Source organism: Delftia sp. BGA-UO-ETr-SB1 (assembly GCF_059567865.1).
In genome coordinates, this window is record NZ_JCAQOW010000006.1 from 1578781 (window position 1) to 1600068 (window position 21288).

Genomic DNA, 21288 nt, shown 5'->3' on the forward strand with positions numbered 1-21288 from the left:
AGGGGCTTTGCCTCTTTTTTGTCAGCGATGCCGTGAGCGCACGCTTACTGGGGCTGGGCCACGGTCACGAGGGCCGGGCGCAGGATACGGTCGGCAATCAGGTAGCCCTTTTGCAGCACCGACACCACGGTGTTGGCTTCCTGCTGGGCAGGCACCATGCTGATGGCCTGGTGCAGGTTGGGGTCGAATTTCTCGCCGGCTGCCGGGTTGATGGTCACGACCTTGTTGCGCTCCAGGGCCGAGGTCAGCTGGCGCAGCGTGGCGTCGGCGCCTTCGCGCAGCTGCTCTGGCGTGGCCTGCTGGATGGCCAGTGCGGCATCCAGGCTGTCGCAGACGGGCAGCAGGCTTTCGGCAAAGCTCTCGATGCTGAACTTGCGGGCCTTGGAGACTTCGTCTTCCGCGCGGCGGCGCACATTCTCTGCCTCGGCCTTGGCGCGCAGGAACTGGTCGGCCAGCTCGGCGCTCTTGGCCTTGAGTTCGGCCAGCTCGGCCTGCAGGCGCTGCAGCTCGTCGGCGGCGTTGGCCGCCATGGCGGCTTCGATTTCTTCCGGGGCTGCGTCTTGAAAGGGGTTGGAGTTTTGTTCGGACATGGATGGAGACTTCAGCTACAAAACAAAAAGATCGCCGCGCTGGAGGCCAGACTTGGCGATTGCACGATCTTGAATCGAGATGCGAGCGGATCGGTGTATTTTCAAGGGCTTTGTGCCTGTGCATGCGCACTGCAGGTGCACACGGTGGGGGCAAAAGCCGTGCGAAGGGGCAAAAGCCCCACACGAATCCGGGGTCTCGGGCAGTGCGGAGTGTACAGATGGAAGAGGGCTGCGCTAGAATCCAATGCTTTGCCTTGCCGCACCGCTACAAGACGCAGTGGGCGGCGTTTTCCCAAAAGGAGTCGATATGCGTCATTACGAAATCGTTTTGTTGATCCACCCGGATCAGAGCGAGCAGGTTCCCGCCATGCTGGAACGCTACAAGGGCATGATCACCGCTGGCGGTGGCAAGGTCCATCGCGAAGAAGACTGGGGCCGTCGCCAACTGGCTTACATGATCAACAAGCTCGCCAAGGCCCACTACCTGTGCCTGAACATCGAAGCCGACCAGGCTGTGATGGCTGAGCTGGAGCATGCCTTCAAGTTCAACGATGCCGTGCTGCGTCACCTGACGGTTCAGAAGAAGAAGGCCGACACTGCGCCTTCCTCGATGATGAAGACCGTCGAGCGTGAAGAAGCCCGCAAGGCCAGCCAGACCGAACAGGCCTGAGCCCAGCCCTTTCAGAACCTGAAGGAGTGGAGAACCACGTTGCACTGACGGCAGCCATCGCAGAGCTTCAAGCACTGCGCTACACGCCGGCAGGGCTGCCCGCCCTTGAACTGCGACTCGAACACGCGTCGCGGCAAAAGGAAGCAGGAAGCGAACGCAGCGTGACGGCATCTGTCAAGGCGGTGGCCTTTGGCGCGCTGGCTGAAAAGCTGGCCCGCCAGGCGCTCGGCAGCCAGTGGAAGTTCCAAGGCTTCCTGGCAACGCCCCGCAACGGCAAATTGCTGGTTTTCCACATCCAGGACATTCAACAAAACTAATTTTCAAGAGGTCCAGAAATGGCCACGTTCAAGAAATTCAACAAGGACAAGCGCCCCAAGCGCAACACGCAGTCGCTGCTGTTCAAGCGCAAGCGCTTCTGCCGCTTCACCGTCGCCGGCGTCGAAGAAATCGACTACAAGGATGTGGACACCCTGCGTGACTTCATCGGTGAAAACGGCAAGATCGTGCCCGCTCGCCTGACCGGCACGCGCGCCATCTACCAGCGTCAGCTGAACACGGCCATCAAGCGCGCCCGCTTCCTGGCTCTGGTTCCTTACTCTGACCAGCACAAGATCTAAGGAATACAACCATGCAAGTCATTCTGCTCGACAAGGTTGTGAACCTCGGTGGCCTCGGCGACATCGTCAAGGTCAAAGACGGCTACGCCCGCAACTTCCTGATCCCCACGGGCGCTGCCCGTCGTGCCACGGCTTCCGCCAAGGCCGAGTTCGAAGCCAAGCGCGTCGAACTGGAAAAGCAAGCGGCTGAAAAGCTGGCTGCTGCTCAGCAACTGGGCGAAAAGCTCAACGGCGCAAACGTCAAGCTGACCCAGAAGGCTGGCGTTGACGGTCGCCTGTTCGGCTCGGTGACCAACGCCGACATCGCCGAAGAACTGACCAAGGCCGGCTTTGCCGTTGCCAAGTCGCAAGTTCGCCTGGTCAACGGTCCCATCAAGACCGTGGGCGACGCCACCGTGGTCGTGGCACTGCACACCGACGTCAGCGTCGAAGTGACGGTGTCGGTCTACGGCGACCACTCCTGATCCGGGGCTTGTCCCGTATCACCAAAAAGCCGCCTTAGGGCGGCTTTTTGCTTTGCCGTGCCAGGGTGATGACGCCGGGTGGCGCGGCCTTTTGCCAGCCGCTACGATGGCGGGCTCATCTCCAGGAATTCCATGTCGTCCGTAATGCCCCCGCTCGATCTCGATGATGCGTTCGCACCGCTGCCTGCTGGCGACCAGCAGGTGGCCCAGTTGCGCGTGCCGCCGCATTCGATGGAGTCCGAGTCCAGCGTTCTAGGGGGGCTGCTGCTGGACAACAACGCCTGGGAGCGTGTTGGTGATCTGCTGGTGGATGGTGATTTCTACCGCCATGAGCACAAGCTGATCTACGAGGCCATCGGCAAGCTGATCAACGGCAGCAAGCCGGCCGATGTGATCACGGTCTACGAGCATTTGCAGAGCATGGGCAAGGCCGAGGAAATCGGCGGCCTGCTGTACCTGAACCAGCTGGCGCAGTACGTGCCCAGCGCCACCAACATCCGGCGCTATGCGGAGATCGTGCGGGAGCGCTCCATCCTGCGCAAACTGGTGACCGCCAGCGACGACATCGCCACCAATGCCTTCAATCCGCAGGGCAAGACGGTCGATCGCATCCTGGACGAGGCCGAGCAGAAGATCCTGGCCATCGGCGAGGAGGGTGCGCGCAACAAGCAGGGCTTCCAGTCGCTCGACACGCTGGTGGTGGACTTGCTGGACCGTGTCCAGGAGATGGCCGACAACCCCATGGACGTGACCGGCGTGCCCACGGGTTTCGTCGATCTGGACCGCATGACCAGCGGCTTGCAGGCCGGTGACCTGGTGGTGCTGGCTGCCCGTCCCTCGATGGGCAAGACCTCGTTTGCGGTGAATATCGCCGAGCATGTGGCGCTCAACGAGGGCCTGCCGGTCGCCATTTTCTCCATGGAAATGGGCGCGGCCCAGCTGGCGGTTCGTATCGTCGGCTCCATCGGCCGCGTCAACCAGGGCAATCTGCGCACGGGCAAGCTCAACGACGACGAGTGGCCGCGCCTGACGGAAGCCATCGAGCGGCTGCGCACGGTGTCCCTGCACATCGACGAGACACCGGGTCTGTCCCCCACGGAACTGCGCGCCAATGCGCGGCGCCTGGCGCGCACCTGCGGCAAGCTGGGCCTGATCGTGGTGGACTATTTGCAGCTGATGAGCGGCTCGGGCTCGGCTGCCAGTTCCGACAACCGTGCGACCGAGCTAGGCGAGATTTCGCGGGGCTTGAAAATGCTGGCCAAGGAACTGCAGTGCCCGGTGATTGCCCTGTCCCAGCTCAACCGCTCGGTGGAGCAGCGCACCGACAAGCGTCCCATGATGTCCGACCTGCGCGAATCGGGCGCCATCGAGCAGGATGCCGACATCATCATGTTCATCTACCGTGATGACTACTACAACAAGGACAGCAAGGAGCCGAACATTGCCGAAGTCATCATCGGCAAGCAGCGTAACGGTCCCACGGGAACGGTGAAGGTGTTCTTCCAGAAGAACCAGACGCGCTTCGAGAACCTGGCCGTGGGCTACGGTGGCGGCGACGAGTACTGATCGGGATACCCGGGCTTTGTGCCCGCAATGAAAAACGGCCCCGAGGGGCCGTTTGCTTTGGGTGGTTGGCGATCTACATGCGCCAGACCTGGATCAGCAGGCCCGCCACGCAGACGCCAAGGATGGCGCATGCCCAGGCCAGCCGCTGGGCGCCCGTGCGCAGCGCGCCCACGGTGGCCACGATCTGGGCGTTCTGCTCGGCCAGCTTTTCGATCAACTCCAGCGACTGGCGCTGGGATTGTTCCAGTTGCACGATGCGTGCGTCCTGGGCCTGGATCAGCTGCAGCGCCTGTTCGCCAGCCGAGCGCGGCGGTGCCAGCGGCTCGACGGCCGCAGGATGCTGTGCATCGAGCTCCTGCGCAGCGTCCTTCTTGCGCAGCAGGTTCTTGGCGGCCTTGACGACCTGGGGCGTGGCCTCGATGACATCGCCCCAGGGCACCAGCTTCAACGCGGTGATCCAGCTGATCGCCATGGCTTAGAGCACCTCGCTGGCGAAGTCTGCCAGGCGCGAACGCTCGCCGCGCGCCAGCGTGATGTGGCCGCTGTGCGGCCAGCCCTTGAAGCGGTCCACGGCGTAGGTCAGGCCCGAGGAGCCTTCGGTCAGGTAGGGCGTATCGATCTGCGCCAGATTGCCCATGCAGATGATCTTGGTGCCGGGGCCGGCGCGCGTGATCAGGGTCTTCATCTGCTTGGGCGTCAGGTTCTGGGCCTCGTCGATGATGACGTACTTGTTCAGGAAGGTGCGGCCGCGCATGAAGTTCATGCTCTTGATCTTGATGCGGCTGCGGATCAGCTCATTGGTGGCCGCGCGGCCCCATTCGCCGGCATTGCCGCCATCGCCCTTGGCCAGGAATTCGAGGTTGTCGTCGAGGGCGCCCATCCAGGGACCCATCTTCTCTTCCTCGGTGCCGGGCAGGAAGCCGATGTCCTCACCCACGCTCACCGTGGCGCGCGTCATGATGATCTCGGTGTAGCGGCGGTCGTCCAGCACCTGGGACAGGCCGGCAGCCAGGGCCAGCAAGGTCTTGCCGGTGCCGGCCGTGCCGGTCAGCGTGACCAGGTCGATGTCCGGGTTCATCAGCAGGTTCATCGCGAAGTTCTGTTCGCGGTTGCGCGCCGTGACGCCCCAGACGGCGTACTTGGGATTGCCGAAGTCCTTGAGCGTCTTGAGCACGGCCGTCTTGTCGCGGATCTCGGTCACGCGCATGAACAGGCTGGGCTCGCCCGGAGCCTCGTGGTAGACGAACTGGTTGATCATCAGCTGGTCGACGATGGCGCCGCTGATGCGGTAGTAGGTGATGGCGCCTTCCTGCCAGCTTTCGACGTTCTTGCCCGCCTTGGCCCAGAAGTCCTGAGGCAGGGCCAGGGCACCTGCGTACAGCAGGTCGCCGTCGTCCAGTACCTTGTCGTTCTGGTAGTCCTCGGCCGCCAGGCCCAGCGCGCGTGCCTTGACGCGCATGTTGATGTCCTTGGACACCAGCACGACTTCGCGCTCGCTGAACTTCTTGCGCAGCGCGGCGACCACGCCCAGGATCTGGTTGTCCGCCTTGCCCTGGGGCAGGCTGTCGGGCAACGAGGTCTCCAGCGGTTCCGTCTGGAAATACAGCATGCCCGTGGCGCTGCGCTGGCCCGTGGCATTCAGCGGCAGGCCCTTGTCCAGCGTTTCGGAGGGCTGGGAGGCGACCAGCGAATCCAGCGTGCGGCTGACCTGGCGGCCGTTGCGCGCCACTTCGGTCATGCCCTTCTTGTGGCCGTCGAGTTCTTCCAGCACCACCATGGGCAGGAAGATGTCGTGTTCCTCGAAGCGGAACAGGCTGGTCGGGTCGTGCAGCAGCACGTTGGTGTCGAGCACGAACAGCGTCTTCGGCCCTGTGCGCGTGCGGCGCGGGCGAACCGGCGCTGCCAGCAATGCTGCCGGCTTGGCTTCTGTGGAGGACCTTTTGGCCGAGCGGGTGCTGGACGGCGCTGCCGTTGCGTTGGAATTGTCGGTTGCGCGGCGCTGTCGATTGGCAGGGGCTGCAGTCGCGGGCGCAGGTGCCGGTGCCGGTGATGCTGGCTTGGTGTTGCGGCCGCGCGCCGGTGCGGGCTTTGCAGCTGTGGCGGTGTTGTTGGAGGCGGGGGCCGGGGCCGGCTTGCGCTTGCGCGTCGCGGCGGCAGCTACGGCCTCGGCTGCATCGGGAAGATCGTCAGCGGGCAGGGGGTCTGCGTGCTGGGCACCGCGCACGGGAAGAAAGGCTTCGGGGGAGAGCTTGGCGGCACGGCGGCCGGGTGCGGGGGGCAGGGGCATAGTGGACGAACCGTTCCTCAACAGGGATCAAAAAGCACAAAGCCGCCTGGAAACCGAGGCGGCTTTGGTGGGGTGACAGGGAAAAGCGTCTTTGCTAAGAGGCATCGTCCCATTATGCATAGGCTAATGGCCTGAATATGTCGGCCGGCGCTTTGTCGCCTGTCAGATTGTCGCTATCAGGCGGCCTGCTTCAGTGCCTTCAGGGTCTTGACAGCCTTGAGCACCTCGTCAACGTGGCCGGGGACCTTCAGGCCGCGCCATTCCTGCACCAGCAGGCCATCGGTGCCCACCAGGAAGGTGGAACGCTCGATGCCCTTCACCTTCTTGCCGTACATGATCTTGTTCTTGACCACGCCGAACATGTGGCACATCTTCTCTTCCGTATCGGCGATGAGCTCGAACGGCAGTTCCAGCTTTTCCTTGAAGTCGTCGTGCGACTTCATGTTGTCGCGCGAGACGCCAAACACGGTGGCACCAGCTTTCACGAAGTCCTTGTACTTGTCGCGGAACTGCATGGCTTCAGTGGTGCAGCCAGGCGTATTGTCCTTTGGGTAGAAATACAGGATCAGAATCTGGCCCGTGTGGGAGGTGTTGGTCACCTTGATCCCGCCGGTAGCGTTGGCTTCAAATTCGGGAAGGGGTTTGTTGACAACGATCGCCATGCGCTTATATCTCTCGGGTGTAGTCGTTGAAATGCCGAGGGCCGTGTTTGTGTTTTTGCTTTTATCGGAAATGCCCCCAACCGCAACCTGCAATTTTACCCTGAAAACGGGATTTCACCCAATCAGGGGGGCAGGAGTCTACTCCAAGAGTAGGGCCGCGACGACGTTACGGCCTTCGCTGGCAAGGATGTTGTAGGTGCGACACGCGGCCTGCGTGTCCATGCTTTCCAGGCCTATGCGCCGGGCCATGAGGGGGCGCAGCCAGGCCGCCGGTGGGAAGCGGTTGCGCTGGCCGCTGCCCAGGATGATGACCTCGGCATCCAGTTGGGACAGCGCCTCGAAATGCTCGGGCGTCAGGTCCTCGAAGCGGACGCAGTCCCAGGCTTGGCGCAGGCCCTTGGCGCCTACCAGCAGGCTGTGCTCGAATTTTTCCCTGTCCACGGCGACCCAGCCGGGGCCATAGCCCGTGATGCTCTGTGCTTCGGATTTGTCGGCGTGGAATTTCATGGATGAGGGTGGCGCGGTCTGCGCGAAGGGGGTGGCCGCCACATGGCCGGGGCCAGGGCGATGCTGCATTGCGGAACTGTGGTCAAATTATAGGTTTCACCAGGGTGCATGGGGCACTTTGGCGTGCATGAAGGCCGCAAGCCCGCGCCGGCCACTTTCATATTCTCAGCATGAAAACCGTTCTCAAATCCGCAAAACTAGCCAACGTCTGTTATGACATCCGCGGGCCCATCATGGACGCGGCGAAGAAGATGGAAGAGGACGGTCAGAAGATCATCAAGCTCAATATCGGCAACCTGGCCGTGTTCGGCTTCGATGCCCCCGAGGAAGTGCAGCAGGACATGATCCGCAACCTGCCCAATTCGGCAGGCTACTCGGACAGCAAGGGCATCTTCGCGGCGCGCAAGGCCGTGATGCACGAGACCCAGCGCCAGGGCATCCTGGGCGTGACGCTGGACGATATCTACCTGGGCAATGGCGCATCCGAGCTGATCAGCCTGGCCACGAACGCGCTGCTGGACGACGGCGACGAGATGCTGCTGCCGGCGCCGGACTATCCGCTGTGGACCGCCGTCACCAGCCTGTCGGGCGGCACGCCCGTGCACTATATGTGTGACGAGTCCAATGGCTGGATGCCCGACCTGGAAGATATCCGCGCCAAGATCACGCCGCGCACCAAGGGCATCGTCGTCATCAATCCCAACAACCCCACGGGCGCCCTGTACAGCAAGCAGCTGCTGCAAAGCATCGTGGCGCTGGCCCGCGAGCATGGCCTGGTGATCTTTGCCGACGAGGTCTATGACAAGGTGCTGTACGACGACGTGGTGCACACGCCGCTCGCCAGCCTGTCCACCGACGTCCTGACGCTGACCTTCAACTCGCTGTCCAAGGCCTACCGCAGCTGCGGCTACCGCGCGGGCTGGATGGTGGTCTCGGGCGACAAGAAGGCGGCCCGGGACTATATCGAGGGCCTGAACATGCTCTCCAACATGCGCCTGTGCGCCAATGTGCCCGGCCAATGGGCCGTGCAGACGGCGCTGGGCGGCCACCAGAGCATCGACGAGCTGGTGCAGGAGGGCGGCCGGCTGCGCGTGCAGCGCGATCTGGCCCACAAGCTGATCACCGAAATCCCCGGCGTGAGCTGCGTCAAGCCGCAAGCCGCGCTGTACATGTTCCCGCGCCTGGACCCCGAGATCTACCCGATCAAGGATGACCAGGCGTTCTTCCTGGAAGTGCTGCAAGAGACCAAGGTCATGCTGGTGCAGGGAACAGGCTTCAACTGGCCGCACCCCGACCATTTCCGCATCGTCTTCCTGCCGCACGACACCGACCTGCGCGAGGCCATCCGCCGTCTCGCAGTGTTCCTCGAGAAATACCGCAAGCGCCACGGCACGGACCGCGGCTGAGCTGTGCGGGCCGGTGGAGGAGAGGGCCTTCCGCCGGCCATTGCTTTTTACCGGCTGCCGGCGCGCACCTTCTGGGCGCCGCAGCGTTTTTTGACTGGCAAGTAGTTTATGAAACCGATCCAAGTAGGCCTTCTGGGCATTGGCACCGTGGGCAGCGGCACCTTCAACGTGCTGCAGCGCAATCAGGAAGAGATCCGCCGCCGTGCGGGCCGCGGTATTGAGATTGCCATGGTGGCCGACCTGGATACGGAACGCGCCCGCTCCGTCGTGGGCGACACGGCCAAGGTGGTCGGCGATGCGCGCGAGATCATCGCCAACCCCGAGATCGACGTGGTGATCGAGCTGATCGGAGGCTACGGCATTGCCAAGGCCCTGGTGCTGGAAGCCATTGCCGCCGGCAAGCATGTGGTCACGGCCAACAAGGCCCTGCTGGCCGTGCATGGCAGCGAAATCTTCAAGGCCGCCGCCGAGAAGGGCGTGATGGTGGCCTACGAAGCGGCCGTGGCCGGTGGCATTCCCATCATCAAGGCGCTGCGCGAAGGCCTGACGGCCAACCAGATCCAGTGGGTGGCCGGCATCATCAACGGCACGACCAATTTCATCCTGTCCGAAATGCGCGACAAGGGCCTGGACTTCGACGTGGTGCTCAAGGAAGCCCAGCGCCTGGGCTATGCCGAAGCCGATCCGACCTTCGACATCGAAGGCGTGGACGCCGCCCACAAAGTCACGCTGATGAGCGCCATCGCCTTCGGCATTCCCGTGCAGTTCGACAAGGCGCATGTGGAAGGCATCACCAAGCTGTCTGCGGCCGACATCAAGTACGCCGAGCAACTGGGCTACCGCATCAAGCTGCTGGGCATCACCAAGCGCACGGACAAGGGCATCGAGCTGCGCGTGCACCCCAGCCTAGTGCCGACCAAACGCCTGATCGCCAACGTGGAAGGCGCGATGAACGCCGTCGTCGTCCATGGCGACGCCGTGGGCACCACGCTGTACTACGGCAAGGGCGCAGGCTCCGAACCCACGGCCAGCGCCGTGATCGCCGATCTGGTGGACATCGCCCGCCTGCACACGGCCGACCCCGAGCACCGCGTGCCCCCGCTGGCCTTCCAGTCGAACACGCTGGTCGCCGCAGGTGGCGAGCTGCCCGTGCTGCCCATGAGCGAGGTGGTCACCAGCTACTACCTGCGCATCCGCGTGGCCGACGAAGCCGGTGTGCTGGCCAAGATCACCAGCATCCTCGCGGGCATGGGCATCAGCATCGACGCCCTGCTGCAGCGAGAGGCCGGCGAAGTGAGCGGCGACAGCGAAGGCAGCCAGGGCGTGCCGCAGACCGACCTGATCATCCTGACCCATGCCACGCGCGAAGGCGATATGGACACGGCTCTGGCCCAGATCCAGCAACTGCCCACGGTGCTGGCCCCTATCAACCGCATCCGCAAGGAAGAGTTGAACTAAGACACCCCCTGAGCGGCTGCGCCGCTTCCCCCTCTCTCGCACGCGGGAGGGGGACGACGCCCTCGCTGCGGGGCGGCCCTTGCTCGGCATCCCTGGCATCGGCCGCGCCCCGTCTCACAGAATACTGACGAGGAAGCGACATGCTTTATCTTTCCACGCGCGGCCACGCGGACCGCAAGCGCTTTTGCGACATCCTGCTCGAGGGCCTGGCGCCCGATGGCGGGCTGTACCTGCCCGAGCACTATCCGCAGATCGATGCCGCCCGCCTGGGCGAGCTGCGCAGCATCTACAAGGAGCAGGGCTACGCAGCGCTGGCCTTCGAGATCCTGAGTCTGTACATCGACGACATCCCGGCCGAGGATCTGCGCGCCCTGTGCGCCAAGACCTATACGCAGCAGGTGTTCGGCACGGCCGAGATCACGCCGCTGCGCCCGCTGGAAGACGGCCTGTGGCTCGAAGCCCTGTCCAACGGCCCCACGCTGGCCTTCAAGGACATGGCCATGCAGCTGCTGGGCAACCTGTTCGAGTACGAGCTGGGCCGCCGTGGCGAGGAACTGAACATCCTGGGGGCCACCAGTGGCGATACCGGCAGCGCGGCCGAGTACGCCATGCGCGGCAAAAAGGGCGTGCGCGTGTTCATGACCAGCCCGCGCGGCCGCATGAGTCCCTTCCAGCAGGCCCAGATGTTCAGCCTGCAGGACGCCAACATCCACAACATCGCCATCGAAGGCGTGTTCGACGACTGCCAGGACATCGTCAAGGCCGTCTCCAACGACCACGCCTTCAAGGCGAAGTACAAGATCGGCACGGTCAACTCGATCAACTGGGCCCGCCTGCTGGCCCAGGTCGTCTACTACTTCGCCGGTTACCTGCAGGCCACGCAGAGCAATGACCAGAAGGTCAGCTTCACGGTGCCCAGCGGCAACTTCGGCAACATCTGCGCCGGCCACGTGGCGCGCCAGATGGGCCTGCCGATCGCACGCCTGGTGGTGGCGACCAACGAGAACGATGTGCTCGACGAGTTCTTCCGCACAGGCGCCTATGTGGTGCGCGGCAGCGAACATACCTACGAGACATCGAGCCCCTCGATGGACATCTCCAAGGCCAGCAACTTCGAACGCTTCGTGTTCGACCTGCTGGGCCGCGATGGCCAGGCCACGCGCGAATTGTTCGCCGAGGGCGTGGCGCGCCAGGGCCGCTTCGACCTGGGCGGTAATCCGCTGTTCCAGGAAGCTGCTGCCCGCTACGGCTTTGTCAGCGGCAAGAGCACGCATGCCGACCGCCTGGCCACCATCCGCGATACCTTCGAGCGCTTCGGCACCATGATCGACACGCACACGGCCGACGGCGTCAAGGTGGCGCGCGAGCAGCTGCAGTCCGGCGTGCCCATGATCGTGCTGGAGACGGCACTGCCCATCAAGTTCGCCGCCACCATCGAGGAAGCCCTGGGCCGCCTGCCCGATCGCCCGGCCAAGTTCGAAGGCATCGAGGACCTGCCCAAGCGCGTGACCGACTTGCCGGCCGACGCCGAGCAGGTCAAGGCCTATATCGCCCGGCATTGCGACTGATGCGGCAGCCGGGCTGCCCAAAGGTCCGCAGCAGGAGTGCATGGCGATGAAGGTCATAGGCTTCGCCGGCTACTCGGGCTCGGGCAAGACCAGCCTGGTGGAGCCCCTGATCACGCTGATGCGTGCGCAGGGGCTCAGCGTTTCGGTGGTCAAGCATGCCCACCACCATTTCGATGTCGATCACGAGGGCAAGGACAGCTGGCGCCACCGCAAGGCGGGCGCCTATGAAGTGGTGCTGGCCTCGGATCGCCGTCTGGCGCTGATGCGCGAATTCCCCCGTCCCACGGAGCTGTCGGTGCATGACATGCTGGCCGAACTCGATCCGCGCGTGGATTGGGTGCTGGTCGAAGGCTTCAAGCACGCCGACCTGCCCAAGATAGAGATCTGGCGCGATCAGCCCGAGCGCGCCAGCGCCGGCAAGACCCAGGCGCCCCTGTATCCGCACGACCCCCATGTGCTGGCCATTGCCACCGACGCACCGCAGCGCTTGCCAGAGCCGCCACGTCAGCCCGTGCTCGATCTCAATGCGCCAGGGCAGATACTGCAATGGCTGCTGGAGCATGCGCAGCAACTGCGCTACCGTGCCCCAGGCCTCCCTCGAAATTAGGAAAACACCATGCGAGCCCCGCTCAAGCCCCTTGACGAAGCGCTGGCCGAATTGCTGGCCCAGGCACTGCCGCTGGCCGGCGATGACACCGTGGACAGTTTCGATGCCGATGGCCGTGTGCTGCTGGCCGATGCCGTCTCTCCGCTGCAAGTGCCGCCCCAGGACAACAGCGCCATGGACGGCTACGCCGTGCGCAGCGCCGAATGCACCCAGGGCAATGCCGAGCTGCCCGTCTCGCAGCGCATCCCCGCAGGCGCCATGGGCCAGCCGCTGGCCGTGGGCACGGTGGCGCGCATCTTCACGGGCGCTCCGGTGCCCGAAGGTGCCGATGCCATCGTCATGCAGGAAGACTGCGAAGTCCTGGAAGACGGCCGCGTGCGCATCAAGGCGCGGCCCGAGGCCGGGCAATGGATACGCCGCTCTGGCGAAGACATCCGGCGCGGCGCCACCGTCATCGCGGCCGGCACGCGCCTGTCGCCGGCCGAGCTGGGGCTGGCGGCCAGCATCGGCCTGGCCTCTTTGCGCGTGGCGCGCAAGCCGCGCGTGGCCCTGTTCTCCACAGGCGACGAGCTGGTCATGCCGGGCACCGTGGCGCCCGAGCAGATGCCGCCCGGCAGCATCTACAACAGCAACCGATTCTTCCTTCGCGCCCTGCTGCAGCGCATGGGCTGCGAGGTCACCGACTTCGGCATCGTCCCCGACCGGCGCGAAGCCACTGTGGATGCTTTGCGCGAAGCGGCCCGCGCGCATGACCTGATCCTGACCAGCGGCGGGGTCTCTGTCGGCGAAGAGGACCATGTCAAGCCCGCCGTGCAGGCGCTGGGCCAGCTCGACCTCTGGCAGATCGCCGTCAAGCCCGGCAAGCCCTTCGCCTATGGCCGCGTGAACCGCGAGGGCGAAGGCTTTGCCCACTTCATCGGTCTGCCCGGCAACCCGGTCTCCAGCTTCGTCACCTTCCTTTTGCTGGTACGCCCCTTCGTGCTGCGCCTGCAGGGCGTGCAGCAGGCGCTGCCGCGCTCGGTCGAGGTGCGCGCCGACTTCCATTGGCCGCGCGGGGACAAGCGCCGCGAATTCCTGCGCGTGCGCTACAACGACAGCGGCGGGCTGGAGCTGTTCCGCAACCAGAGTTCGGGCGTGCTGACCTCGGCGGCCTGGGGCGATGGCGTGGTGGACAACCCGCCGGGCAAGGCCATTGCGCCGGGCGACCGGGTGCGCTTCATCGCCTTTTCGGAGCTGCTGTCATGAGCCAGGCCGTCCCCATCACCATCACCGTGCGCTATTTCGCCTCCATCCGCGAAGCCCTGGGCACGGGCAGCGAAACCCTGTCCACCGAGGCCGCCACCGTGGGCGCGCTGCGTGAGGAACTGATTGCGCGTGGCGGTGCAGCCGCCGAAGCGCTGGCCCCTGGCAAGGCCGTGCGCATGGCGCTGAACCAGGTCCTGTGCGATGCCGGTGCCGCCATTCGCCAGGGGGACGAGGTGGCTTTCTTTCCTCCCGTGACCGGAGGTTGACCCAAATGACCACCGACAAGCCCGTGGACCAGGCCATCAGTGCACGCACGCGCAAGGCCCTGTCCGAAGCCAAGGCGCGCGGCGTGCAACTGGGCCGTGCAGGCGCAGACAACCTGCGCGCCACCGTGGAAAAGCGCAAATCCACGGCCGATGCCTTCGCCCAGCAGCATGAGGCGCTGTTCGCCGAACTGCAGGCGCGCGGGCTGACGCACCGCGCCATGGCCGCCGAACTCAATGCCCGCGGCATTGCCGCGGCCCGGGGCGGCGAGTGGACGCACGGTCAGGTGCAACGCATCCTGAACCGCTATGCCGACCTGCGCTCGGCAACACCGTCTGCAGACGGCAGCAGCGGCAGCTGAATCCCGGCCAGCCGCTGCGCCAGCGCGGCCGATGCAGCCTGCATGGGCGCCCGCAGCGTTGCCCGCATTCGGCCCTGCTGCGCCAGCAAGGCCTTGATGGGTGCGGGATTGGGCTCGGCGAAGCAGGCGGCGATGTGCGGCTGCAGCGGCTGCCACAGCGCGCGGGCAGCGGGCAGGTCGCCGCGCTCCAGGCATTGCATCAACGCGACGAAGTGCCGTGTATGCGCGTGCGCGCTGGCAGCAATCGCTCCCACTCCGCCCAGGGCCAGCGTGGAAAAGATCTGCGCGTCTTCGCCGGCCAGCACCTGCAGTTGCCCATCGGCGATCAGTGCCTGGGTCTTGGCGGCATCGCCCCCGCAATCCTTGATGGCCACGATGCGCTCATGTGCGGCCAGCGCACGCAGCGTGGCCAGCTCCAGCACCACGCCGGTGCGGTAGGGAATGTCGTAGACGATGACCGGATGGGCGCTGCGCTCGGCAATCGCCGTGAACCACAGCAGCAGCCCTGCCTGCGACGGGCGTATGTAATGCGGCGCGGGCACCAGAATGCCGGCCAGCGGCAGGGCGTTCAGTGCCTGAACGCGGGCCAGCGCATGCCCCAGATGGCAGTCGGAAACTCCCATGACCACGGGCATGCCCTGGGCCGCTGAGAGGATGGTGGACAGGGCGGCATCGTGCTCCGCTTCGCTCAGCGCGGCGGCCTCGGCGGTTGAGCCGCAGGCCACGTAGCCGGCGATGCCGGTGGCGTTGTAGTGCTGCACAAGGGCGCGCAGCGCCCCGTGGTCCACCGCCGCCTCATCTCCAGGAAGAAAGGGCGTGACCAGCGGAAGCCACAGCCCCTGGAATCGGGCTTGCGGCGAGGTGGTGGAAGGCAAAGACATGGAAGATCCCTTCGGGTGATTCAAACAATGAACGACCGGACGCAGCCACCGGCCAGACCGAGGGCGGAAAGGCAGGCGCCTGAAGGGATGCGGGAAGGGGAGATGGAGGCTGCCGGGCCGGTTCCGTCGCTCATCTGGACGGAACCTCAGCTCCGGTCAGACGAGCTGGGGTTTGCAGGCTTTGCCCAGGCACAGGCGCACGGCATCACCGTGGCATGTGGGGAAGGCAAAGATTGCAGGCATGGCGCGCAGTGTAGCGCGCCTGAGCGCCTGGGTGAGGGGTGGCGGGTGGCCTTCAGGCTGCGCCGTCGGCGCCGGGAGGGGGTGATGCATCGGGCAGCAGCGGTGCCTGCCACTCCAGCAGCTCGGCCAGGCGCTGCACGATCCAGCGCGCCTCGCCAGGGCTGACGATGGAGCCCTCGGCCGCCAGGCCCGCGTGCATGCCCAGCAGCACGCCTTGCTCCGAGGAATTGCCGGAGTGATAGAGCGTCTGCGCCTGCTCGACCAGGTGGCTGGCCAGGTCCTCGCACAATTCATAGCGCCCGACCACGTCTGCAATCGATGCCTTGAGCCGGCCGTGCCGGTCGGCATACAGGGCGGCAAAGCTCGGCGGCGGCTGTATCTGGCTGGTCTCGTCCATGGCGCGCCTCAATCGGGTTCGAACAGGCGCTCGAAGCGAGCAAGGTCCTCGGCCAGCTCGCAGCTCACGAGCTGGCCCATCTTGCCGTCGGCCAGGCGGTGGGCTGCGAACAGCGTGGCCTTGCCGCGAAAGTTGTAGTCGGGCAGATGGATGATGGTGTAGGGATGGGACACGAACAGCTGATGCTCGTAGACCACGCGCTGCTCGTTGCGCGGCGACGGGTAGAGCGTGTATTCGGGGGTAGTGATCGTGAGTGTGGCCATGCATGGCCCGCTGCAGCAAAAGGCCGGCGGCGGGGGAGGGCAATGCTACCGCGTTCGCCAGTCCCTGGTGCGCCCTGGTGCGCCGCCGCCCTGCGACAATGCGGGCATGCAAGCAGCCCGTGTATCCATCCAGACCGAGGATTTCGACGTATCGGCCGAACTCGCCGCCCTGCGCGGCGGCGACGCGCGCGTGGGCGCGGTCTGCAGCTTCATCGGCACGGTGCGTGACCGCAACGAGGGCGCCGCCGTGGCCAGCATGGAGCTGGAGCACTACCCGGGCATGACCGAGAAATCCATCGAGGCCATCATCGACGAGGCGGTCCAGCGCTTCGACATCCATGGCGCGCGTGTCATCCACCGCATCGGTCCGCTGCAGCCCATGGACCAGATCGTGCTCGTGGCCGTCACCGCATCGCACCGGGGCATGGCCTTCCAGGCCTGCGAATACATCATGGACTACCTCAAGTCGCTGGCGCCTTTCTGGAAGAAGGAACAGACGCCCGAGGGCGCGCGCTGGGTGGATGCGCGCGTCAGCGACGAAGAGGCGCTGGCGCGCTGGCGCCAGTGAGGCGGCGGGCCTTCAGGCCTTGAGCGCAGCACCCCGCAACCATTGCGGCGGGCGGAACACCAGCAGGTTTCCGAACATCACCAGCAGCAGCCCGCCCACGGCCAGCGGCGTCCAGACATAGCCCTCGAAAAGCGCCGAGATGCTGAGCGCGACGATGGGGAACAGCACCGTCGCATAGGCCGCCTTCTCCGGACCCAGCCGGCCCACCAGGGTCAGGTAGGCCGTGAATGCAATCACCGAGCCTGGAATGGCCAGGTACAGCCAGGAGCCCACATAGGTGCAGCTGGTATCGAAGCGCCAGGGCAGGCCTGCCACCAGCGCATAGCCGGTCAGCAGCAGCGTGCCGGCCAGCATGCCCCAGGCATTGGTCTGTGCGGGCCGCCAGCCCATGGACTGCAGCGAGGCAGACAGCATGTTCCCGCAGGAAAAGCACAGCGTGCCCAGCACCGCCCAGGCCAGGCCAGGCAGGCTGGCATGCCGGCCTGCGCGCAGCTCGGGCCAGAACAGCGCCACCAGGCCTGCAAGGCCGAAGAGGCTGCCGGCCAGCACATGGGGTGCCAGCCGGCGGCCGTGGATGATGCGCGCCAGCAGCGCGTTCCAGAGATTGGTGCTGGAGAACACCACGGCGGCCAGGCCGCTGGCCAGCGTCTCGCTGGCATGCATGAAGCACACGAAGTTGAAGCTGAACAGGCACAGGCCCTGGGCCAGCACGCGCGGCAGCGCCGGGCCGCGGGGCACGCGCAGCTGCCGCGACCAGGCCAGCCAGGCGAACATCAGCACGGCGGCCAGCGCAAAGCGGTAGGCAATGGACAGCTCCACGGGCACGGCGCCCAGCTGCAGTTTCAGGGCGATCCAGGTCGAACCCCAGATCAGCACGACCAGGGCATAGAGGGTGGCAGTCATGGCCGGTGATGATGGCGCCGCAGGCTGGGCGGGCATGGCAGATTCCTGCGGTTTGATGGCCTGGCGCCATGCGTCGGTATGGCTGCGGGACCACAATCGCTGCCATGACGCCCACGCCGCTGCCCGAGCTGCCCTCCAGCCACCTGTGCCAGGTGCTGTCACGCTCCAAGGCCCGGCTGCAGCGGCGCGTGCGCCTGAGCGAAGGGGTGGAGCTGGCCGTCTGGGCCAATGTGGACGACGAGGTGCGCTACTGCCAGCCCGGTCACCACACGCTGTCGGTCTACCTGGCCGGGGGCGAGGGCTCGCAGCTCAAGGCGCGCCCCGAGGCCATGGGGGCGCCGGGGCGCATCTGCATCTTCACGCCAGAGGACGAATCGCACTGGCTGGTGCGCTCGCCCGTGCAGTTCCTGCACCTGTATGTGTCCGACCTGGCCTGGGCGGGGCGCGTGGTCCGCATGCTGGATGCCGAGCCCCGCTCGCGCACCTTGCGTGCGCAGATCTATGGGGACGATCAGGCCTTCCACGCCGGTGCCCGTGCGCTGATGCAGCTGGACTGGCAGGACCCGCAGCAGCAACTGGCGGCCGATGCCATTGGCCAGCAGCTGGTGGACCGGCTGGTGCTGCAGTCCGCCACGCAGCGACAGCTGCAGGCGCTGCAGCGGCCGCTGGGCGGGCTTTCTGCGGCCATGCGGCGCAGGGTGCTGGCCCATGTCGAGGCGCATCTGCATGACTCCAAGGCCGTGTCGCTGCCGGCACTGGCGAGACAGGCCTGCCTCTCCGAATTCCATTTCGCACGCATGTTCCGCCAGAGCATGGGCTGCACGGTGCACGAATGGGTGCTGCAGCAGCGCCTGGCCCGGGCACGGCGTGCCCTGTCTGCGCGCAACGTGCCGCCGCTGGCCGAGCTGGCGCTGGATTGCGGCTTTTCCAGCGCCAGCCACCTGGTGCGCAGCTTCCGGGCGCATTTGGGCGTTACGCCTACGCAGTTCTCAATCTTTCAGCGCAATGCTTGAGAAGGATGGCCGGCCTCGCCGGCCTTGATCTGGCGCAAGCGTCTGTCCTTGCAGACCGGGCATGGCTTGAAATTTGCCCTGCCGGTATCAGATAAATCGCAATGACCCTGTTTCAGGAGCGAAAAGAAACACCATGCGAATCGACAAACTGACAACCAAGTTCCAGGAAGCCCTGGCCGACGCGCAAACGCTGGCCCTGGGCGGTGACCAATCCAATATCGAACCCCTGCACCTGCTCGTGGCGCTGCTGCGCCAGGACGATGGTCCGCGCTCGCTCTTGCAGCGCGCCGGCGCCAACGTGGGCCAGCTGCAGGCCGCAGCCGAGAAGGCCCTGGCCGATCTGCCGCGCGTGCAGCACCAGGACCAGGTGCAGGTCGGCTCCGAGCTAGGCCGGCTGCTGCAGGCAACCGAGAAGGAAGCCCTCAAGCGCGGCGACCAGTTCATTGCCAGCGAGCTGTTCCTGCTGGCGCTGACCGACAGCAGCGGCTCTTCCACGCGCGCAGGCCAACTGCTCAAGGAAAGCGGCGTGACGCGCTCCAGCCTGGAGTCGGCCATCAACGCCGTGCGCGGCGGCCAGACCATGGACAGCGCCGAAGGCGAAGGCCAGCGCGAGGCCCTCAAGAAATACACCATGGACCTGACCGAGCGCGCGCGCATCGGCAAGCTCGATCCGGTGATCGGGCGTGACGACGAAATCCGCCGCTCCATCCAGGTGCTGCAGCGCCGCAGCAAGAACAACCCCGTGCTCATCGGCGAGCCCGGCGTGGGCAAGACCGCCATTGTCGAGGGCCTGGCCCAGCGCATCGTGGCCGGCGAGGTGCCCGAAAGCCTCAAGAACAAGCGCGTGCTGTCGCTGGACATGGCGGGCCTGCTGGCCGGCGCCAAGTACCGTGGCGACTTCGAGGAACGCCTGAAGTCCGTGCTCAAGGAAGTGGCCCAGGAAGAGGGCCGCATCATCCTGTTCATCGACGAGATCCACACCATGGTCGGTGCCGGCAAGGCCGACGGTGCCATGGACGCGGGCAACATGCTCAAGCCGGCACTGGCGCGCGGCGAGCTGCACTGCATCGGCGCGACCACGCTCGATGAATACCGCAAGTACATCGAAAAGGATGCGGCGCTGGAGCGGCGCTTCCAGAAGGTGCTGGTCGAGGAGCCTTCCGTGGAGGACACCATCGCCATCCTGCGCGGACTGCAGGTGCGCTACGAGGCCCACCACGGCGTGGACATCACCGACCCGGCCATCGTGGCTGCGGCCGAGCTGAGCCACCGCTACATCACCGACCGCTTCCTGCCCGACAAGGCCATCGATCTGATCGACGAGGCGGCGGCCAAGATCAAGATCGAGATCGACTCCAAGCCCGAGGTCATGGACAAGCTCGAGCGCCGCATGATCCAGCTCAAGATCGAGCGCGAGGCCATGAAGAAGGAAAAGGACGAGGCCTCGCAAAAGCGCCTGCAACTGATCGAGGAAGAACTCGGCAGCCTGGAGCGCGAGTACGCCGACCTGGAAGAGGTCTGGAAGAGCGAGAAGGCCAGCGCCCAGGGCTCCGAGCAGATCCGCAAGGAGATCGACCAGATCCGCATCCAGATCGAGGAGCTCAAGCGCAAGGGCGACTTCAACAAGGTGGCCGAGCTGCAGTACGGCAAGCTGCCCTCGCTGGAAAAGCAGCTCAACGAAGCCCAGGCCAACGAGCAGGGGCAGGGCGGCGCGCCCGCCCACAGGCTGCTGCGCACCCATGTCGGCGCCGAGGAAATTGCCGAAGTGGTCAGCCGTGCCACCGGCATTCCCGTGGCCAAGATGATGCAGGGCGAGAAGGACAAGCTGCTGCGCATGGAAGACCGGCTGCATGACCGCGTCGTCGGCCAGGACGAGGCCATCTCGGCCGTGGCCAATGCCATTCGCCGCTCGCGCTCGGGCCTGTCCGATCCCAACCGGCCCACCGGCTCCTTCCTGTTCCTGGGCCCCACGGGCGTGGGCAAGACCGAGCTGTGCAAGGCGCTGGCCGGCTTCCTGTTCGACAGCGAAGACCATCTGGTGCGCATCGACATGAGCGAGTTCATGGAAAAGCATTCCGTGGCCCGCCTGATTGGCGCGCCGCCGGGCTACGTGGGCTACGAGGAAGGCGGTTACCTGACCGAGGCCGTGCGCCGCAAGCCCTACAGCGTGTTGCTGCTCGATGAGGTGGAAAAGGCCCACCCCGACGTGTTCAACGTGCTGCTGCAGGTGCTGGACGATGGTCGCCTGACCGATGGCCAGGGCCGCACCGTGGACTTCAAGAACACGGTCATCGTGATGACGAGCAACATAGGCTCTTTGCTGATCCAGGCCATGGTCGGCGAGGATTACGATGATGTGAAAGATGCGGTCTGGGGGGAACTCAAGAACCATTTCCGACCCGAATTCCTCAACCGCATCGACGAAACCGTGGTCTTCCACGCGCTCGACGCGAAGAATATCGAGTCGATCGCAAGGATTCAGCTCAAGCTGCTGGAGCGTCGTTTGGAGAAAATGGACCTTGCGCTGCAGGTGTCCGACCAGGCATTGGCCGAACTGGCCAAGGTGGGCTTCGATCCCGTTTTCGGGGCCCGGCCGCTCAAGCGCGCGATACAGCAGCGGATCGAGAATCCGCTGTCGAAACTGCTGCTCGAGGGGCGCTTCCCGCCCAAGAGCACGATTGCGGTACATGTGGACCCGGTGCTGGAGCCGGGCGTATTCCGGTTCGATGCGGCAGACCCCGCCTGACG

Annotated in this window: 24 protein-coding genes; 15 read left to right on the plus strand and 9 right to left on the minus strand. The window is 65.3% G+C overall.

Translation table 11 applies throughout. From position 1 onward, the window contains the following. Nucleotides 1–44 precede the first annotated feature (44 nt). Nucleotides 45–590: a nucleotide exchange factor GrpE gene (grpE, locus tag AC57B5_RS25910; RefSeq protein WP_013801022.1), complete on the minus strand. Its 546-nt coding sequence runs from the start codon at nt 588–590 to the stop codon at nt 45–47. A gap of 307 nt (nt 591–897) precedes the next feature. On the opposite strand from grpE, the gene rpsF reads away from it, so the two are divergent. The 5 genes from rpsF to dnaB all read left to right on the plus strand — a co-directional run bounded on the left by rpsF (nt 898) and on the right by dnaB (nt 3907). Continuing rightward, nucleotides 898–1260, plus strand: coding sequence for a 30S ribosomal protein S6 (gene rpsF, locus AC57B5_RS25915; protein WP_012207028.1), 363 nt, complete (start codon nt 898–900; stop codon nt 1258–1260). 26 nt (nt 1261–1286) lie between these two features. Then, nucleotides 1287–1577: a primosomal replication protein N gene (gene priB, locus AC57B5_RS25920; protein ID WP_012207027.1), complete on the plus strand. Its 291-nt coding sequence runs from the start codon at nt 1287–1289 to the stop codon at nt 1575–1577. 18 nt (nt 1578–1595) lie between these two features. Beyond that, the gene (gene rpsR, locus AC57B5_RS25925; protein WP_012207026.1) at nt 1596–1877 is read left to right on the plus strand and encodes a 30S ribosomal protein S18; all 282 of its coding nucleotides are present in this window, start codon (nt 1596–1598) and stop codon (nt 1875–1877) included. Nucleotides 1878–1888: 11 nt separating this feature from the next. Beyond that, the gene (gene rplI / locus AC57B5_RS25930; RefSeq protein WP_013801023.1) at nt 1889–2341 is read left to right on the plus strand and encodes a 50S ribosomal protein L9; all 453 of its coding nucleotides are present in this window, start codon (nt 1889–1891) and stop codon (nt 2339–2341) included. A gap of 132 nt (nt 2342–2473) precedes the next feature. Further along, nucleotides 2474–3907 carry a replicative DNA helicase gene (gene dnaB, locus AC57B5_RS25935; RefSeq protein WP_012207024.1) on the plus strand — a complete coding sequence of 478 codons (1434 nt, stop codon included), beginning with the start codon at nt 2474–2476 and terminating at the stop codon, nt 3905–3907. Nucleotides 3908–3980: 73 nt separating this feature from the next. Here the strand turns inward: dnaB and AC57B5_RS25940 are convergent, their stop codons facing one another. From AC57B5_RS25940 to AC57B5_RS25955, 4 genes are all read right to left on the minus strand, one after another. Continuing rightward, nucleotides 3981–4379 (minus strand): hypothetical protein, encoded by a 399-nt coding sequence (locus AC57B5_RS25940; RefSeq protein WP_013801024.1) that lies wholly within the window; start codon nt 4377–4379, stop codon nt 3981–3983. A 3-nt stretch (nt 4380–4382) separates the two neighbouring features. Then, a complete protein-coding gene (locus AC57B5_RS25945; RefSeq protein ID WP_496400595.1) occupies nt 4383–6194 on the minus strand; it encodes a PhoH family protein in 1812 nt (603 codons plus the stop codon). A 176-nt stretch (nt 6195–6370) separates the two neighbouring features. Then, nucleotides 6371–6856: a peroxiredoxin gene (locus tag AC57B5_RS25950; protein WP_013801026.1), complete on the minus strand. Its 486-nt coding sequence runs from the start codon at nt 6854–6856 to the stop codon at nt 6371–6373. Between the two features lie 138 nt (nt 6857–6994). Continuing rightward, nucleotides 6995–7363: an Mth938-like domain-containing protein gene (locus AC57B5_RS25955; protein ID WP_012207020.1), complete on the minus strand. Its 369-nt coding sequence runs from the start codon at nt 7361–7363 to the stop codon at nt 6995–6997. A gap of 170 nt (nt 7364–7533) precedes the next feature. Between AC57B5_RS25955 and AC57B5_RS25960 the strand changes: the two genes are divergently transcribed. The 7 genes from AC57B5_RS25960 to AC57B5_RS25990 all read left to right on the plus strand — a co-directional run bounded on the left by AC57B5_RS25960 (nt 7534) and on the right by AC57B5_RS25990 (nt 14272). Continuing rightward, complete coding sequence (locus AC57B5_RS25960) at nt 7534–8769, plus strand: pyridoxal phosphate-dependent aminotransferase (RefSeq protein WP_012207019.1); 1236 nt, start codon at nt 7534–7536, stop codon at nt 8767–8769. Nucleotides 8770–8877: 108 nt separating this feature from the next. Then, nucleotides 8878–10227: a homoserine dehydrogenase gene (locus tag AC57B5_RS25965; RefSeq protein ID WP_012207018.1), complete on the plus strand. Its 1350-nt coding sequence runs from the start codon at nt 8878–8880 to the stop codon at nt 10225–10227. Nucleotides 10228–10367: 140 nt separating this feature from the next. Continuing rightward, complete coding sequence (gene thrC / locus AC57B5_RS25970; RefSeq protein WP_192366271.1) at nt 10368–11795, plus strand: threonine synthase; 1428 nt, start codon at nt 10368–10370, stop codon at nt 11793–11795. Between the two features lie 46 nt (nt 11796–11841). Continuing rightward, entirely contained in the window at nt 11842–12402 is a 561-nt protein-coding gene (mobB, locus tag AC57B5_RS25975; protein ID WP_034396637.1) for a molybdopterin-guanine dinucleotide biosynthesis protein B, read from the plus strand. A 9-nt stretch (nt 12403–12411) separates the two neighbouring features. Next, complete coding sequence (locus tag AC57B5_RS25980; protein WP_496400596.1) at nt 12412–13647, plus strand: molybdopterin molybdotransferase MoeA; 1236 nt, start codon at nt 12412–12414, stop codon at nt 13645–13647. Then, nucleotides 13644–13913, plus strand: a complete 270-nt coding sequence (moaD, locus tag AC57B5_RS25985; RefSeq protein WP_496400597.1) for a molybdopterin converting factor subunit 1 — start codon at nt 13644–13646, stop codon at nt 13911–13913. The genes AC57B5_RS25980 and moaD overlap by 4 nt, the downstream gene beginning before the upstream one ends. A gap of 5 nt (nt 13914–13918) precedes the next feature. Continuing rightward, nucleotides 13919–14272, plus strand: coding sequence for a recombinase family protein (locus AC57B5_RS25990; RefSeq protein ID WP_016447744.1), 354 nt, complete (start codon nt 13919–13921; stop codon nt 14270–14272). Here AC57B5_RS25990 and dapA read toward each other — a convergent pair. From dapA to AC57B5_RS26005, 3 genes are all read right to left on the minus strand, one after another. Further along, the gene (gene dapA, locus AC57B5_RS25995; protein ID WP_496400598.1) at nt 14218–15153 is read right to left on the minus strand and encodes a 4-hydroxy-tetrahydrodipicolinate synthase; all 936 of its coding nucleotides are present in this window, start codon (nt 15151–15153) and stop codon (nt 14218–14220) included. The genes AC57B5_RS25990 and dapA overlap by 55 nt on opposite strands. Nucleotides 15154–15448: 295 nt before the next feature. Continuing rightward, the gene (locus AC57B5_RS26000) at nt 15449–15793 is read right to left on the minus strand and encodes a hypothetical protein (protein WP_012207011.1); all 345 of its coding nucleotides are present in this window, start codon (nt 15791–15793) and stop codon (nt 15449–15451) included. Between the two features lie 8 nt (nt 15794–15801). After that, the gene (locus AC57B5_RS26005) at nt 15802–16056 is read right to left on the minus strand and encodes a hypothetical protein (protein ID WP_012207010.1); all 255 of its coding nucleotides are present in this window, start codon (nt 16054–16056) and stop codon (nt 15802–15804) included. A gap of 106 nt (nt 16057–16162) precedes the next feature. On the opposite strand from AC57B5_RS26005, the gene moaE reads away from it, so the two are divergent. Continuing rightward, a complete protein-coding gene (moaE, locus tag AC57B5_RS26010; RefSeq protein WP_496400599.1) occupies nt 16163–16624 on the plus strand; it encodes a molybdopterin synthase catalytic subunit MoaE in 462 nt (153 codons plus the stop codon). 12 nt (nt 16625–16636) lie between these two features. Here moaE and AC57B5_RS26015 read toward each other — a convergent pair whose 3' ends face one another. Next, entirely contained in the window at nt 16637–17527 is an 891-nt protein-coding gene (locus AC57B5_RS26015) for a DMT family transporter (protein WP_496400600.1), read from the minus strand. A gap of 104 nt (nt 17528–17631) precedes the next feature. On the opposite strand from AC57B5_RS26015, the gene AC57B5_RS26020 reads away from it, so the two are divergent. After that, nucleotides 17632–18540, plus strand: a complete 909-nt coding sequence (locus AC57B5_RS26020; RefSeq protein ID WP_065347069.1) for a helix-turn-helix domain-containing protein — start codon at nt 17632–17634, stop codon at nt 18538–18540. A gap of 133 nt (nt 18541–18673) precedes the next feature. Beyond that, nucleotides 18674–21286, plus strand: a complete 2613-nt coding sequence (gene clpB, locus AC57B5_RS26025) for an ATP-dependent chaperone ClpB (RefSeq protein ID WP_012207006.1) — start codon at nt 18674–18676, stop codon at nt 21284–21286. Nucleotides 21287–21288: the final 2 nt, after the last annotated feature.